Here is a 15,381-nt window from a genome sequence, read left to right as displayed (position 1 = left end):
GGAGCTCCCAGCCAGCCGATGGAGTCATGAGGCCGGAAAATTCGCTCGGCCGTGGTCCAGCGTTCGGGGCAGGTCCATAGGCATTTTGACGTTTATCTTGCATGACCGTGTCTGGTTTAGCAGCCGCTTCGCAGATAATTTGTTACAGAGCTGCAACTTCCGTGAGACACATAAGCCTCTGGTTCGCAGCTCCATCCGCTGTCTCAGGATGCCTGGCGCAGTCCCTGATCAGGAGTTTCGGACGATGCGCGTGGTACAAGGCTCCTGTTGCTGACCGAACAAACGAAGCGACAGTGCTATCCGACGCCTCAGGATGGACGGTCGGCTTTGGGTTAAACACGGCCTTTAAGCAGGATCTTGTGAAGGTCCGCTCTTGGCGCGGTTGCAGAAACTTAGCGTACTTCCGGAACGTGCCAACAGGCGACATTCCGAGCACTATTGTCCGATAGGCCGACAAGCTCAGGGAAGGTGCGAGTGAATGGATTTGCAGTAGGGATTGCGCTGATGAGGGCATAGGGGATCTGATGTGTCATGGCGATCCCGGCCACTCTTCGGTCCCTCCTGTGGCGCGGCGCAACTCAGGATTCTCATCTCCGAGCTCCGCTCACACCGTCACCTGAGTGCCGACTTCGACCACACGCCCGGTCGGGATCTGGAAGAAGTCCGTCGCATTGCTCGCCGACTTGGTCAGGCTGATGAACAGCTTGTCCTGCCACAGCGGCATACCCGACCGGCTTGCCGGACGGATCGACCGCCGCGAGACAAAGAATGACGTCGCCATGATGTCAAACTTGAAGTCCTGCTTGCGCAGAAGAGCCAACCCGCGCGGAATGTTTGGCGTCTCCATGTACCCGAAGGTCATGTTCACCCGCCAGAACGAGGCGCCCAGCGGCTCGATCCGGACGCGCTCCTCGTCGCTCACGCGCGGATCATCGGCCGTTTTCACCGTCAGCACCACGTTCTTCTCATGTAGGATCTTATTGTGCTTGAGATTGTGCAGCAGCGCCGCCGGCGCGGTATAAGGATCGCTGGACATGAAGATGGCAGTGCCCTTCACCCGGTGCGGTGGGCTCTTCTCCAGCATGCCAATGAGTTCAAGCAGCGGCACATCGATCTTGCGGGTCTTCTCGAACAGGATGTGGGTGCCCCGCCGCCAGGTCAGCATGAGCGTCACCAGCAGCGCGCCGACGAGCAGCGGCATCCAGCCGCCCTGCGGGATCTTCAGGGCGTTTGCCGCCAAAAAGATCGTATCGACCGCCAGGAACGGCGCAATGACGGCGGCAGCCAATCCGACCGGCCATTTCCAGAACTTCCATGCAACGATGAACAGCAGGCAGGAGGTAATGACCATGTCTCCGGTTACGGCAAGGCCGTAGGCATGCGCCAGCGCGCTCGAACTCTTGAAGGAGACTACGAGAGCCAGGACGGCGAGCAGGAGCAGGAAGTTGACCTTGGGAATGTAGATCTGACCCTTCTCGGTCTCCGATGTCCAGCGGATCTCCATTCGCGGCAGCAGCCCCAACTGGATCGCCTGCTGGGTGACTGAGAAGGCTCCGGTGATCACCGCCTGGCTGGCGATGATCGTGGCCAGCGTCGCCATCCCAACCATCGGCAGCAAGGCCCATTCCGGATAGAGCAGGAAGAACGGGTTCTCGATCTTGCCAGGATCGGCGAGGAGCAGTGCTCCCTGACCGAAGTAGTTCAACACCAGGCAAGGCAGGACGAAGCTCAGCCAGGTGGCCCGGATCGGACGGCGGCCGAAGTGGCCCATGTCGGCATACAGCGCTTCTGCGCCCGTGACGGCCAGGAACACAGCTCCAAGAGCGAGAAGCCCGGCCGTGCCGTGGTTGGCCAGGAAGGCAATGCCGTAGGTCGGGCTGATCGCCATCAGGATGCTCGGAGCATCGGCGATGTGGAGCAGCCCCCCAAGGGCCATCAGAGCAAACCACAGCGCCGTGATCGGTCCGAACCAGGCTGCAACGCGGGCCGTGCCATGGCTCTGCACCGCAAACAATCCGACCAGGATGCCTAAGCTGAGCGGCACCACATAGGGCTCGAAGGCGGGTGTCACCAGCTTGACGCCTTCGATGGCGGACAGGACCGAGATGGCCGGCGTGATGATGGCATCGCCATAAAACAAGGCGGCTCCGATCATGCCGAGCAGGCTGATCACGAACACGTTGTGCCCCACCGCCCGTTGGGCCAACGCGATCAGGGTCAGCGTGCCGCCCTCACCGTTGTTGTCGGCTCGCAGCACCAGGACCACGTACTTCACCGTGACGGTGATGATCAGCGCCCAGAGGATCAGCGACACGATCCCGAACACCATCTCGCGGGTGACGGGCCCGCCATCGGCGGCCGCCGCAAGGGACTCCTTCAGCGCATAAAGAGGACTCGTGCCTATGTCGCCATAGACGACGCCAAGCGAGCCCAGCGCCAGCATCCAGAACCTGGACGCGGAATGGGCGGAGGGCTGGGCCGCCAGCGCGACGGAACCCGGCTGGCTTGGAGCTGATGAAGTCATGTTATCTCTCTGTCTCGTGGCTCAGGGGATTGGCCCCGGGTCGCCTGATCCGCCGGAACGGGGTGACGTTGCTGGGAGCAGAACCCTGAAGCTTCCGGAGCTGGGCCTGGACGAGGGCGCCGAAGATCGCCAGGGCCGTATCATCGTGCTGGAACTCGGCGACGTCCTCGATCCAGTTGATGGCCAGCCCACGGACGCAGATCGTGCAACTCCACCGCCTGTCGTCGCAGGAGAGGTGATGGATCACCCAGTCCGGCAGTTCCCAGCCGACCAGCCAGAAGCCCAGATCGACCCAGGCCTCCGCCTCGATCAACCGCGATACGGAGGTGGTGGGTTTGTGCGTGGACTGGAGCCGAGGACAGGCGTGATCGAGAAGCTCGGCGACAATGTCGCCCGTCGACTTCGAAGCCATCTCGATCCTGGACAGGAGCGAGCGGAGAACGCGTTCCTGATTTCGCCTGCGCCACATGCCGACTGCTCCAAGCAGGTCGGGCGCTCGTCCGGGCCATCGGCTCGTGACAACCGAATGGCCGTGTCCCGACCTGCGGGCGAGACATGAGCCAGCTTGCATAAAAATTCGATATGGAAGTGCAGGCCGAAGTATAAGGACGGTATAAAGACGCCTGCCCGTCCGATGCTCAGGCCATGTCGAGCAGGCGATAGCCGATGCCCGGCTCAGTCAGGATGAAGCGGGGATCGGACGGATTCGGCTCAAGCTTCTGCCTGAGCTGGCCGATATAGACCCGTAGATACTGGGTGTCGTGCTCGTGGGCTGGCCCCCACACAGCCGTCATGATCTGCCGGTGCATCACCACCTTGCCGGCATGACGGGCCAGGAAGGCAAGGAGGTCGAACTCCTTTGGGCTAAGGCTGACCTCGTCTCCCTGCCAGGTCACCCGGCGGCGCGGCACATCAATCTCCAGGCCGCCGATGCTCACGACCGGGGTCTCGCCCCGGCGCTGCATGCGATGGCGCAGGGCCGCACGCAGCCGGGCCATCAACTCGCCGACACCAAAGGGCTTGTTGACGAAATCGTCGGCGCCGCGGTCGAGGGAGGCAATCTTCTCGGCCTCCCGGTCGCGCGCCGAAAGGACGATGATCGGCACGTCGGACCATTCCCGAACCCGGACGATCACGTCCTTGCCGTCCATGTCCGGGAGTCCAAGGTCCAGAATGACGATGTCGGGTGCGTCCGAGGCAATCTGCCGAAGGGCCGCGCCGCCCGTCTCGGCTGCGAGGACCTCGTAGTCGTTCGCGGCAAGCGCCGGCGCGAGGAACCGGTGGATGGCCGGCTCATCATCGACCACGAGGACACGGAGTGGGTGCGTCATGGCACGTCCTTCACAAGCGGCATCCTGATCTCGATCAGGGTTCCGCGATGGTCCGCCACCGGACTGAAAGCCGCGACGGTGCCTTGATGAGCTTCGACGATCCCCTTCACGATGGCGAGCCCGAGGCCGGTGCCTTCGCCGGCATCGCCTGGGGTTGGCGCCCGTGCAAACTTCTCAAACACGTACGGCAGCACCTCGGGAGTAATCCCAGGCCCGTCATCGGTGACGGATAGCACCGCCGTCTCCGCCTCGCGCTTCGCATCGAGAACGATGCGGGCATCACGCCCCGCATGCTGGACCGCATTGCCGACTACGTTCGCCAGAACCTGCTCGAGCAGGTTCGGATCCGCGAAGACGAAGGGAAACCCCTTCTCAACGGCGACATGGAACGTCTGCGGCGCCCCGCGCCGCTTTGCTGTCGCCACCGTGCGGTCGAGCAATTCCTGGAGATCGAGCCAGTCGTAATTGAACTCGAGCGCTCCGGCTTCCAGGCGGGTCATGGCCAAAAGGTTGCGAACCATCCCGTCGAGGTGCTCGGCCTCATCTTTGACCTGGGCGAGCAGATCTTGACGGGCCGGCTCCGGCAGCCTTGCACCGTACTCGATCAGGCTGGTCGCGGCACCCAGGATCGACGCCAGCGGGGTGCGAAAGTCATGGCTGACGGAGGCGAGCAGCGTGTTGCGGATCCGCTCGGCCTCGGCGGAGGTGCGGGCGGCGGAGATTTCCTGGCCAAGGCGCGCCCGCTCCAGGGCCGTTGCCGTGAGTTCGGCCAGGGTTTCGAACAGCGTTCGCGCCACAGGGTCGAGAGGAGCATCATCGGCTTGGGCCAGCCCGATGACGCCCACGGCTCCGTCGGGCGTACGCAAAGGCAGAAACAGCCAGCGAACGGCTGGGCCAAGATTGGTCCCCGCGCCGGTCGCTTCGCCTTTGGCAAGGGCAAGCTGTGCCGCCGAGAGAACATCCGGATCGAGCTGGTCGTCCGGCGGCCAAGCCGCCGACACCACAAACCTGTCTGCCTCACGGAGCAGAATCATGCAGGGGCGATGCAGGTCGCCGTGGGCCTGGATCGCAGCGTGGTCCAGGACGGACTGTGGATCGGCGAGCGCCGAAAGACGGCGTACGAACTTGTAGAGGCGCCGCGACGCCACGGCACGCTCGGCGGCCCGCCGCGCCTGGTCCCGGGCACGGCCGGCGATGGTCGATGTCAGGACGGCCGCGGCCAGGAGGACGAGAAGCGCCAATAGCTCATGAGGCTCGGCGACCGAGAAGGACTGCCGTGGAGGGATGAAGAAATAGTTGTAGGCCAGGAACGAAAGTCCCGACGAGAATAAGGCCGGCCAGATGCCAAAGCGCGCGGCAGAGAACAGCACGGCCAGGAGGAACACCATCGAGACATTCGGCAACGGGACCTGCGCGGTCAACACGAGGCCGAGGCCCGCCGCGATCGCGACCGCCGCGGTTGACCAGGCATACGGCCAGACCATTCTCACAAGAGGGCTGCCGCCCTTGGTATGCGTCCACGGAGGGCTGCTCCCGTTTCTTCCGTTGGATCGTGCAGAGGGAGGCAGCCGGAGATCGAAAGAGACCATGAGGTGTACGACCTACGTCATTCCGAAGCTCATTGCCATACACCACTACGGAACACCAATCGTCGCTGGCTATCTTTGCCGTGGCGGAATGTCGGAACAGGGGCGTTCCGGACTGTAACCACCCTTGGGCAAGGAATACATGGCTGGACTATGCATGGGCCTCAAAGCCAACGATTCCGGCGGAAGCTCCAGTAGAGCCCGCCGCACACCAACGCGATGATCGCCAGCACGACGGCATAGCCGTACGTCCATTGCAGCTCGGGCATGTGCTCGAAGTTCATCCCGTAGATCCCAGCCACCGCCGTGGGCACCGCCAGGATGGCCGCCCAGGCCGCCAGCTTACGGGTAATCTCGGTCTGCTGCGCTTGTCCCGTCATCAGGCTGGTCTCGAATGCGAACGCCAGCACCTCGCGCAAGGACTCGATCTCTTCCTGCACCCGGCGGATGTGATCCGAGACATCGCGGAACAGGGGCTGCATCGCCGCATCGATCCCTGGCAACCCGGGCTGCTCCAGCCGTCGGCAGACCTCCACCAGCGGGATAGCAGCATTGCGCAGGCGCAACAGATCCCGGCGAAGCTGGTAGAGGCGGCCGACCTGGTCCCGCGGCGAGGTTGCGGCCAGTATGTTGTCCTCGATCTCCTCGACCTCTGTCTGGATCGCCTCGATCACGGGCATGTAGTTGTCGACGATGAAGTCGAGCAGGGCATAGAGGATGTAGTCCTCCCCGGCCGAGAGCGCGGTTGGTGATGCCTCGCAGCGCTCGCGCACCGGGGTGTAGGACGCCGAGGGGCCGTGACGGACGGAGACTACATAACCCTGCCCGACGAACACATGTGTCTCACCGAAGGCAATTCGGCCATCCAGCATCTGGGCGGTCCGTGCCACCACAAACAAGGCCTCGCCGTACTGTTCGAGCTTCGGCCGCTGGTGGGCCTTGAGCGCATCCTCGATGGCGAGATCGTGCAGAGCGAACTCGGCCTGGAGGCGCCGCAGGAGGTCCAGACCTGGTTCGTGCAGGCCGATCCATACCACGTGCCCCGGCTTGCGCGACCACTCGCCGACGTCCTCGATCGGGACCTCGGCAACCCGTCGACCCCCGGCATACGCAGCCGAGGCGACAACTCCGGCGGTGTCCTTAGGCCGGGCTGAAACGAGCTTGAGACCATCTGCCATGTGCAACCAACGCTCGGCAGTCGCGTCCGGTGCCACGGCCCTGGGGCATCCGCTCCGTATGGTCCCAGCGCGCCGTCCTTGTGCAGGGCGCGGCCATCGCGTTCGCGGCCTATGGGATCAGCCGTGCCCACTTCGAGGACGTTGATCCATTCGTTCCAGTCATTATCAGCCTGACGGTGTTCGGCACCAGCGACGCGGTCATGCTCGCCATCGTGGCCGCCCTGCACAACCCGGACCGCCGGAGACGGTCGCGGGGAGCGGGCGCGCGGACTGATCGCGTGGGAGGCCTCCGCCGATGTAGGAATCTCATATATGAAGCGGCTTTTCGGCCGTTTCCGCATAGCCGCGGTGCCGCAATGGCGCGTTCAACCGAATAAGTGGGCCTTTCGATCCCGGCAAAAGGGCGCGGGCCCGATTTGAATAGGCAGACTTCCCGGTTGTCCGGCATGGAGCCTCGCGTGATCTTCGGCGCCTACAACGACCGCCTCTTGTATTTTGCCCTTATCTTCGGCGGGGTATCCGTGGTTGCCGCGGTGATCGCGAGGCACTCCTGGCAGCAGTTCCAGGATGCCCTGAAGGCTCCGCTCTCCTGGTGCAATGGTGACGTGCCCTGCCAGAGGGAATGGGACTTCAGGTACTGGCGTCGGATGGCAAGGATCATGGCCGGGCTCTCGATCCTTCTCTCCATCCTGTGGCTTGTCCCCTAGCTGACCGACATTCCCGGCGCTGGGATCAGGTCCGCAGGACTCAAAGGTTCCCGCGCTCCAACAGAGCCAGCCTGTGTCCTCGGTCAGATCGTGATGCGCGAGCCGACCTCGACGGCACGATCCTCGGGGATGCAGAAGTGGTCCGATACGTCACTAGCGGATCGCGCCATCGGGATGAAGATGTAGTCCTGCCACAGCGGCAACCCGGCGTAGGCCGAGGCTTGCAGCGCCCGCCGCGACAGGAAGAACGAGACGTTGTGCACGTCGAAGTTCGCCGACCTGAGAGCCTTGGGGAGGTTGGGGCTTTCCATGAAGCCGAACCGCACCGTCACCCGCGAGAAGCGCTCCGAGAGCCTCTCGACGGTGACGCGGCCCTCATCCGGGAGGCGCGGCACCTCTTCGGTCACCACCGTCAGGATGACGTTCTGATCGTGCAGCACCTTGTTGTGCTTCATGTTGTGCAGCAGGGCGGCCGGCACGTCCTGGGCGTTGCCGGTCAGGAACATGGCCGTCCCGGGCACCCGCGTCGCCGAGCTGTTCTCGCACATGCAGATGAAGTCAGGCAGCGGTGGGCGGCCGCGGTGCGAGATCTCGGCCAGCAGGCGCGAGCCCTTGCGCCACACCCACATGAGGGTGAACAGTCCCGCGCCGGTGAGCAGTGGGAACCAGCCACCCTGCGGGATCTTGAGCGCGTTCGCCCCGAGGAAGATCATCTCGATGGCGAAGAACGGCGTGATCACCACGGCAGTGACCAGCGGTGACCAGCGCCAGAACTTCCAGGCTACGACGAACAGCAGGCACGAGGTGATCACCATGTCACCCGTTACCGCGATGCCGTAGGCGGCCGCCAGGTTGCTCGACGTCCTGAAGAACACCACGAGCACGATGACCGCAAGAAGCAGGAGCCAGTTGATCATAGGGATGTAGATCTGGCCCTTCTCGGTCTCGGAGGTGCGTAGCACGCGGAAACGCGGCAGCACCCCGAGCTGCATCGCCTGCTGCGAGATCGAGAACGCGCCGGTGATCACCGCCTGGCTGGCGATGATGGTGGCGATGGTGGCCAGGATCACCATCGGCAGCAGCGCCCAGGAAGGGTAGAGCAGGAAGAACGGGTTCTCCAGCATCTCGGGATGGGCCAGCAGCATGGCGCCCTGGCCGAGATAGTTGAGGGCCAGCGCCGGCAGGACGAAGCCAAGCCAAGCGGTGCGGATAGGAGAACGCCCGAAATGGCCGAGATCGGCGTAGAGCGCCTCGGCCCCGGTCACCGACAGGAACACCGCGCCCAGGGCAAACAGCCCGGCCGTGCCGTGGTTGACCAGGAAGCTGAGGCCATGGAGCGGGTTGATTGCTCCGATAATGCCTGGATCGTCCAGGATGTGCATCAGGCCGCCGATGCCCATGACGGCGAACCAGAAGGCAGTGATCGGCCCGAAGAATGTCGCCACGCTGGCCGTGCCGAAGCGCTGGACGGCAAACAGTCCGATCAGGATCACGAGGCTGAGCGGCACCACGTAGGGATCGAGGGCGGGTGTTACCAGCTTGAGCCCCTCGAGTGCCGAGAGCACAGAGATGGCCGGGGTGATGATGGCGTCGCCGTAGAACAGCGAGGCACCCACCATACCGAGGATGATGGTGAACCCGGTGCTGTGCCCGAGGGCGCGTTGGGCCAAGGTCACGAGCGACAGGGTACCGCCCTCGCCGTTGTTGTCGGCCCGCAGGACCAGAACCACGTACTTGAGGGTCACGATGATGATCAGCGCCCACAGGATCAGGGAGACCACCCCGACCACCATCTCGCGCGTGAGGGCGGCGTGGCCCGCATGCGCGGTCGCAGCCGCGAGGCTTTCCTTGAGGGCATAGAGCGGGCTGGTGCCGATATCGCCATAGACGACGCCGATGGAGCCGAGGGTAAGGGCCCAGAAGGATGTCCGAGTTGCGTGCCCGTGCTCAATGGGGCCAACGCCCACCCGTTCGCTGATCCCTGTCGCGTCCATCAACCCTCCTATGCTTTCCGAGGGAGGCAGGACTCCCCTCAACTCGACGTAGCCGCTCCACCAGGGCTGCGCCCCAGACGAATTCCACGGGATCCCAGGACTTACGGGTTTCGGTTTCGCGTCAGCCGCGCGGCCCCGCATGGGAAGAGCCAAAGCGTGTAGCTCATACAATCCGGTGATGAAGCCGCTGGATCGAGGTGAAGCGCTAAAAAGCAGCATTCATATATGAGATTCCTATACGAGGGCGGATGCACGCCTCGCCTTCCAGGATCCCAGGCGTCATGGTGTCAACGCTGGAATCGGAGGAGGCCATGACCGACGGCGGAGAGCAGGACAGCCGGGATCGGATGCGCAGGGACTGGATCGGGATCCGCTCCTCGAGCGGACCACTGGGCCCATGGCCTTTCGGCGTGACAGTCGTGGCGATCGCGGCGGCTCTCGTTGTCGCCCTTGTCCTTTACCCGGTCACCGGCATCGAGGACGTCGATCTGGTGTTCCTGGCCGCCATCATCGCCATCGCGATCCGCTACGGGCTCTGGCCGTCGCTGGTGGCCTGTGTTCTCAGCGCGCTCGCCTACAACTTCTTCTTCATCCCACCCTTCCATACCTTCGCCGTGGCCAATCCGGCCAACATTGCGAGGCTGTTCTTCTTCCTCGTCGTGGCAATCATCACAAGCCATCTCGCATCCCGGGCCCGGGATGCGGCGCTCACGGCGGCGAGTCGGGCCGAGACCACGGAGGCCCTCTACGCCTTCAGCCGCAAGATTGCCGGGATCGTCACGCTCGACGACCTGCTGTGGGCTACGGGGCAGCAGATCGCCTCGATGCTGATGCTCGATGTGGTGATCCTGCTCCCCGATGCCGCTGGCAAACTCGAGGTGAAGGCCGCCTACCCGCCCAACGGCCACATTGACGGGATCGACACCGCTGCTGCCCGACTGGCCTGGGAGAAGAGCCGGTCGGAGGAACGAGGCACCGAAGCCTTGTTCACGGACCAGCACCCGTTCCTGCCCCTGCGCACCAGCCACGGTCCGGTCGGCGTGGTCGGGGTCAGCCGGACCGGAGCACCGTTGAGCCCCGGCGAGGAGCGGCTGCTGGCCGCGCTCATCGACCAGGCCGCTGTCGCCATCGAGCGCATCCGGCTTGCCACTGATATGGATGCCGCCCGCCTAGCCACCGAGACGGAGCGGCTGCGGTCAGCCCTGCTGAGTTCGCTCTCGCATGACCTGAAGACCCCGCTGGCATCCATCACCGGCGCAGCCACGTCCCTGCGCCAGTACGGTGAGCTCTACGATGCAGCCGCCCGGGAGGAACTCGCGGCCACGATCCAGGGCGAGGCCGAGCGCCTGTCCCGCTTCGTCGCCAACCTCCTCGACATGACCCGCCTGAAGGCCGGCGGGATCGCGCTGAAGCGGGAGCCGATCGATCTGGGCGAGGCCGTCGGCGCGGCCTTGCAGCGTATGCAGGGCGTGCTCCGCGAACACCAGGTGGTGGTCGACCTCCCACCCGGTCTCCCCATGCTCGACCTGGACGTCGTGCTGTTCGAGCAGGTGCTGGTCAACCTTCTGGACAACGCCGCCAAGTATTCTCCGCCTGGCTCGAGGATCGCGATCAGTGCCAACGGCAACGAGCGGAAGGTGGAGCTCACCGTCAGCGATGAGGGGCCGGGCATCCCGGCCGGGGATCTGGAACGGGTGTTCGAGATGTTCCACCGCGTGAACAAGGGCGACCGGCAGCGGGCCGGGACCGGGCTCGGGCTGTCCATCTGCCGCGGCTTCGTCGAGATCCTCGGCGGGATGGTCCAGGCGACCAACCGGCTCGACGGGCCAGGGGCGGTTTTCACCATCACGTTCCCGAAGTCCGTCTTCACCGCCATGCCTCGGGAGGATGCCGCCGAATGACCGCCCGTGGCAGCATTCCCCTCCTCATCGTCGACGACGAGCCGCCGATCCGGCGGTTGCTCCGCACCAGCCTCGCGGTCCAGGGCTACCGAATCCTGGAAGCCGGAAGTGCGCGGGTCGCATTCGAGGTCGTCGCTCGCGAGGCGCCCGAGGTTGTGATCCTCGATCTCGGCCTGCCGGACCAGGACGGCCTCGAGGTGATCCGACAACTCCGGGCCGCGGGATCGAAGGTGGCCATCGTTGTCCTGTCGAGTCGCGGCGACGAGAGCGGCAAGGTGGAGGCGCTCGATCTCGGGGCCGACGACTACGTGACAAAGCCGTTCGGCATGGCCGAGCTCGTCGCTCGCATCCGCACGGCCCTGCGCCACCGGGTTCAGCGGCAAGGGGCCGAGCCCCTGTTCACCCACGGTGATCTTACCGTCGACCTCACCCGCCGGCTCGTGACGGTGCGTGGGGCGGAGGTGAAGCTCTCCAACAAGGAATGGGACATCCTGCGCCTGCTCGTGCTCCATGCCGGCAAGGTGCTGACCCACCGCACGATCATGCAGGAGGTGTGGGGACCGAAGGTCGACGTGCAGTATCTGCGGATCTACGTGCGCCAGCTTCGCCAGAAGCTGGAGGAGCGGCCGGACCAGCCTCGGCACATCCTGACGGAGACCGGGGTTGGCTACAGGCTCCAGACCGATGCGGGGTTGCCAGAGGACGAGGTGGTGCTCCGAACCGAAGTCGAATGAGGCTGCCAATCCACGCTGCATCGCGGAATGTCGCTTCCGGGGCAATCTGAGCCCTCAGCCAAGGTCACGTGAACGTCACCACGCCACCCCGCTGCGGAAGTACGGCTAAGGTCCGCCGGGTGCCATTAGGCGACCTTCTCGATGATCCATGACTATTTCCCTGCGGTTCCAGCGCTCCTATGCTGCCCGATATGGCGAACGGGCGTGGGGGAGTAAGCAGATGACTGAGCTGAGAGAGACGTCTCCCATCATGACTGGCAGCGATTGCTCCGACAGCGAGTGGCCAGAACCAGCCAGACGCCGATCCCCTCTCACAGCCGGGCTGTAGAACCAATGCGCCCAGCATCGAGTACCCTGGGCCGGCTCCGGGTGCGGTTGCGGCGCCTGTTCTATGGCCATCGCCCAGCCGCCGTCGCCTTCCAGGCCAGCCTGCTGGCCATTGATATCGCCGCCATCGGATACTTCATCGCTACCAGCTTCGTGGCTGACGCGACGTGGCTGCGCGTGGTCGACCTGTTGCTCGGAGTGCTGCTCGCGTTGGAGTTTCTGGGCCGGATGCTCGCCCACCGCCATCCCATGGCCTACCTCGACAACGGCGCGGCGCTGGTTGACCTCGTGGTCATCGGCTCCCTGTTTGTCTCGGCGCTCGGCGGCAATCTCGGTTTCCTGCGTGTCCTGCGCACCGTCCGGTTGATCCGCTCCTACAACGTGCTCGGCCAACTCAAGCGGCGCATCCCCGCGGTGCGCCGTAACCTGGAGGTGATCCACGCCGGGCTGGACCTTGCCGTCTTCGTGTTCATGATCGCCTCGGTGATCTACGTCAGCCAGCGTGGCGTCAATCCGAAGATCGAGGACTTCATCGACGCGCTCTACTTTACGGTGGCGACGCTCTCCACCACGGGCTTCGGGGACGTCACCCTGATGGGCAGCACCAGCGGTGAGGTGCTCTCGATCCTCATGATGCTCGTGGGCATCACGCTGTTCCTGCGCCTGGCGCAAGCCCTGTTCCGCCCGGGCGGCAAGGTGGTGCACCCATGCCCGCAGTGCGGTCTTCAGCGGCATGAGCTTGATGCCGTCCACTGCAAGGCCTGCGGATACGTGCTGAACATCCCGAACGACAACGATTGAGGGACTGTAGGGGCGGATTCTCCACGCTCTGCGGCCGATCTAGCGATCAAAGACACGCGGAACTTGGCCGTGCGGTGTCGGTTGTTCATTGGCTCGGCTGATGAGACAGTCCGAGCTTGCGAGGTGCTATGGCCGCGATGGTTGAAGCTCCTGTGCACGAGACGGGATCCGGGCCTGCCTCGCGGGCGCTGGTCCTCTCCGCCCTGGGCATCGTCTTCGGCGATATCGGCACAAGCCCCCTCTACGCTCTGAAGGAAGCCTCCCATGCTGCGAGCCATGGCGGAGTGTCGCCAGGTAGTGTGCTCGGGGTATTGTCTCTCATTCTCTGGGCGCTGATTGTCGTCATCTCGATCAAGTACTGCATCTTCATTCTGCGCGCCGACAATCGCGGCGAGGGCGGCATTATCGCCCTGCTGGCCCTCTTGGGGGTGCGGCGCGTCCAGGCGGGATCGTGGCGCATGTATCTGACCGTCATGGGTCTGGTCGGCACGGCGCTGCTCTACGCCGATGGCACCATCACGCCCGCGATCTCGGTTCTGAGCGCTGTCGAGGGATTGACGGTCGATGCACCCGGGTTTGGTCCCTATGTGGTTCCAATCACGGTCGCTATCCTGGCGGTTCTGTTCTCGGTCCAGCGAATGGGCTCCGGATGGATTGGCGGGATCTTCGGCCCCTTCATGCTGGTCTGGTTTGCCGTGCTCGGCCTGCTCGGCATCTTGGGCATCCTGGCGGCGCCCGGGGTGCTGGCGGCGGTCAGCCCCACCTATGCGGTCAGCTACGTCCTGAACACGGATCTGAGCACGACCCTGGCCGTTCTGGCCGCGGTGTTCCTGGCGGTCACCGGCGGTGAGGCGCTGTATGCCGACATGGGCCACTTCGGCCGTGCGCCGATCCAGAGCGCCTGGTTCCTGATCGTCATGCCCGGGCTGATGCTGAACTACTTCGGCCAGGGCGCTCTGCTCCTGACGGATCCGGGCGCGGCGGAGAACCCCTTCTACCACCTGGCTCCCGATTGGGCGCATTACCCGATGGTGGCGCTGGCCACCATGGCCACGGTGATCGCCTCGCAGGCGGTGATCACGGGCTCGTTCTCCCTGACCCAGCAGGCCATCCAGCTCGGCCTGCTGCCGCGCCTGCGGGTTGTCCATACCTCCAGTCACGAGCGCGGCCAGATCTACGTTCCCTTCGTCAACTGGGCGCTCGCCGCCCTGACGCTCGGCGCCGTAATCGGGTTCGGAACCTCAAGCCGGCTGGCAGGCGCCTATGGTCTGGCTGTAGCCATCGATATGGTGATCACCACGGTTCTGGCGGCCTTCGTGGCTCTCCACTGGGGCCATAGGCCGGTACTCGTGTATCTGCTGAACGGATCCCTGCTCCTGGTCGACCTGGTGTTTCTAGCCGCCAACACGACGAAGCTGTTCGAGGGCGGCTGGTTCCCGTTGCTGATTGCTGTGGTGGGCGCGTTCCTGATGCTGACCTGGCGCAGGGGCCAGCAACTGGTGCAGAGCGCACGGACGCATCTGCGCATGGCTCCCAAGGAGTTCCTGCGGCAGTTGGAGGCCGATCCTCCGATCCGCATTCCAGGCATTGCGGTGGTGATGTCAGCATCCACGAGCAGCATTCCGGGAACCCTGCTGCACCACCTCAAGCACAACCGGGTACTTCACGAGAGGGTGTTGCTCGTGTCCGTGGTGGTCCTCGACACACCGAAGGTTGCAGACAAGGATCGTGTGCATCTGGTGCCGATTGGTGCCGGTATCGAGCGCCTGATCCTGCGGCTGGGGTTTACCGAGGAGCCCAATGTCCCGGCCGGATTACGTCTGGCTATGGCGCAGCATCAGATCCCAGACTTCGATCCGGATGGTGTGACCTACTATGTCGGCCGGCAGACGGTGGTTGCCACCAAAACCTACGCTGGCATGGCGCTGTGGCGGGAGATTATCTTTGCCATGCTCAACCGCAATGCGGAGCTCACGGCCGACTACTTCCGTATTCCGGCCCCGCAGGTGGTCGAGATCGGCAGCTCGGTGGAAATCTAGGCTCTAGCGTAGCCGGCAGTGGCTGAGATAGACCTGCCACACCCGAATGTCGCCTGTGGGTCGAGGCCGTGTCAAAACACAGGTCGCGACCGACTGAGTGCACCCCTTTGGTTCACTGATCGGTGGAGGCACGAGTGGCAACGACTGTTTGGCTCTTCGACAAGGCTGGATGCCAGTCTCTCAGTAGTGTGGTGAAGGTTCTGCAAATCGCCTGAGCGGGGCGGTCATGGCAGGATGGTGATGTCCAAGTCACCCTCCG

The 15,381-nt window shown here is 64.2% G+C and carries 11 protein-coding genes; 5 read left to right on the top strand and 6 right to left on the bottom strand.

What is annotated here, in order from left to right:
- Window positions 1-604 precede the first annotated feature (604 nt).
- The 5 genes from IC232_RS31055 to IC232_RS31035 all read right to left on the bottom strand — a co-directional run bounded on the left by IC232_RS31055 (window position 605) and on the right by IC232_RS31035 (window position 6,619).
- Window positions 605-2,524 carry a potassium transporter Kup gene (locus IC232_RS31055; protein WP_190848809.1) on the bottom strand — a complete coding sequence of 640 codons (1,920 nt, stop codon included), beginning with the start codon at window positions 2,522-2,524 and terminating at the stop codon, window positions 605-607.
- Window position 2,525: 1 nt separating this feature from the next.
- A complete protein-coding gene (locus IC232_RS31050) occupies window positions 2,526-2,993 on the bottom strand; it encodes a hypothetical protein (protein WP_190848808.1) in 468 nt (155 codons plus the stop codon).
- Between the two features lie 169 nt (window positions 2,994-3,162).
- Complete coding sequence (locus IC232_RS31045; protein ID WP_190848807.1) at window positions 3,163-3,855, bottom strand: response regulator; 693 nt, start codon at window positions 3,853-3,855, stop codon at window positions 3,163-3,165.
- Window positions 3,852-5,339 carry a DUF4118 domain-containing protein gene (locus tag IC232_RS31040; RefSeq protein WP_246812517.1) on the bottom strand — a complete coding sequence of 496 codons (1,488 nt, stop codon included), beginning with the start codon at window positions 5,337-5,339 and terminating at the stop codon, window positions 3,852-3,854. Before IC232_RS31040 ends, IC232_RS31045 begins: the two co-directional genes overlap by 4 nt.
- 266 nt (window positions 5,340-5,605) lie before the next feature.
- Window positions 5,606-6,619 carry a magnesium and cobalt transport protein CorA gene (locus IC232_RS31035; protein ID WP_190848805.1) on the bottom strand — a complete coding sequence of 338 codons (1,014 nt, stop codon included), beginning with the start codon at window positions 6,617-6,619 and terminating at the stop codon, window positions 5,606-5,608.
- 458 nt (window positions 6,620-7,077) lie between these two features.
- On the opposite strand from IC232_RS31035, the gene IC232_RS31030 reads away from it, so the two are divergent.
- The gene (locus IC232_RS31030) at window positions 7,078-7,326 is read left to right on the top strand and encodes a hypothetical protein (RefSeq protein WP_190848804.1); all 249 of its coding nucleotides are present in this window, start codon (window positions 7,078-7,080) and stop codon (window positions 7,324-7,326) included.
- An 83-nt stretch (window positions 7,327-7,409) separates the two neighbouring features.
- On the opposite strand, the gene IC232_RS31025 is transcribed toward IC232_RS31030, so the two are convergent.
- The gene (locus IC232_RS31025) at window positions 7,410-9,320 is read right to left on the bottom strand and encodes a potassium transporter Kup (protein ID WP_246812516.1); all 1,911 of its coding nucleotides are present in this window, start codon (window positions 9,318-9,320) and stop codon (window positions 7,410-7,412) included.
- Window positions 9,321-9,631: 311 nt separating this feature from the next.
- On the opposite strand from IC232_RS31025, the gene IC232_RS31020 reads away from it, so the two are divergent.
- The 4 genes from IC232_RS31020 (at window position 9,632) to IC232_RS31005 (ending at window position 15,122) form a co-directional block, all read left to right on the top strand.
- A complete protein-coding gene (locus IC232_RS31020) occupies window positions 9,632-11,221 on the top strand; it encodes a DUF4118 domain-containing protein (RefSeq protein WP_190848803.1) in 1,590 nt (529 codons plus the stop codon).
- Window positions 11,218-11,955 carry a response regulator gene (locus IC232_RS31015; RefSeq protein WP_190848802.1) on the top strand — a complete coding sequence of 246 codons (738 nt, stop codon included), beginning with the start codon at window positions 11,218-11,220 and terminating at the stop codon, window positions 11,953-11,955. The genes IC232_RS31020 and IC232_RS31015 overlap by 4 nt, the downstream gene beginning before the upstream one ends.
- A 333-nt stretch (window positions 11,956-12,288) precedes the next feature.
- Window positions 12,289-13,083, top strand: coding sequence for a potassium channel family protein (locus IC232_RS31010; RefSeq protein WP_190848801.1), 795 nt, complete (start codon window positions 12,289-12,291; stop codon window positions 13,081-13,083).
- A gap of 137 nt (window positions 13,084-13,220) precedes the next feature.
- Window positions 13,221-15,122: a potassium transporter Kup gene (locus IC232_RS31005; RefSeq protein ID WP_190848800.1), complete on the top strand. Its 1,902-nt coding sequence runs from the start codon at window positions 13,221-13,223 to the stop codon at window positions 15,120-15,122.
- Window positions 15,123-15,381 lie beyond the last annotated feature (259 nt).

Origin of the sequence: Microvirga sp. (genome assembly GCF_014699075.1) — a bacterium.
Taxonomy (GTDB): Bacteria; Pseudomonadota; Alphaproteobacteria; order Rhizobiales; family Beijerinckiaceae; genus Microvirga.
Note: the sequence above shows the minus strand (reverse complement) of the source record. Positions and strands in the feature narration are given on the sequence as shown.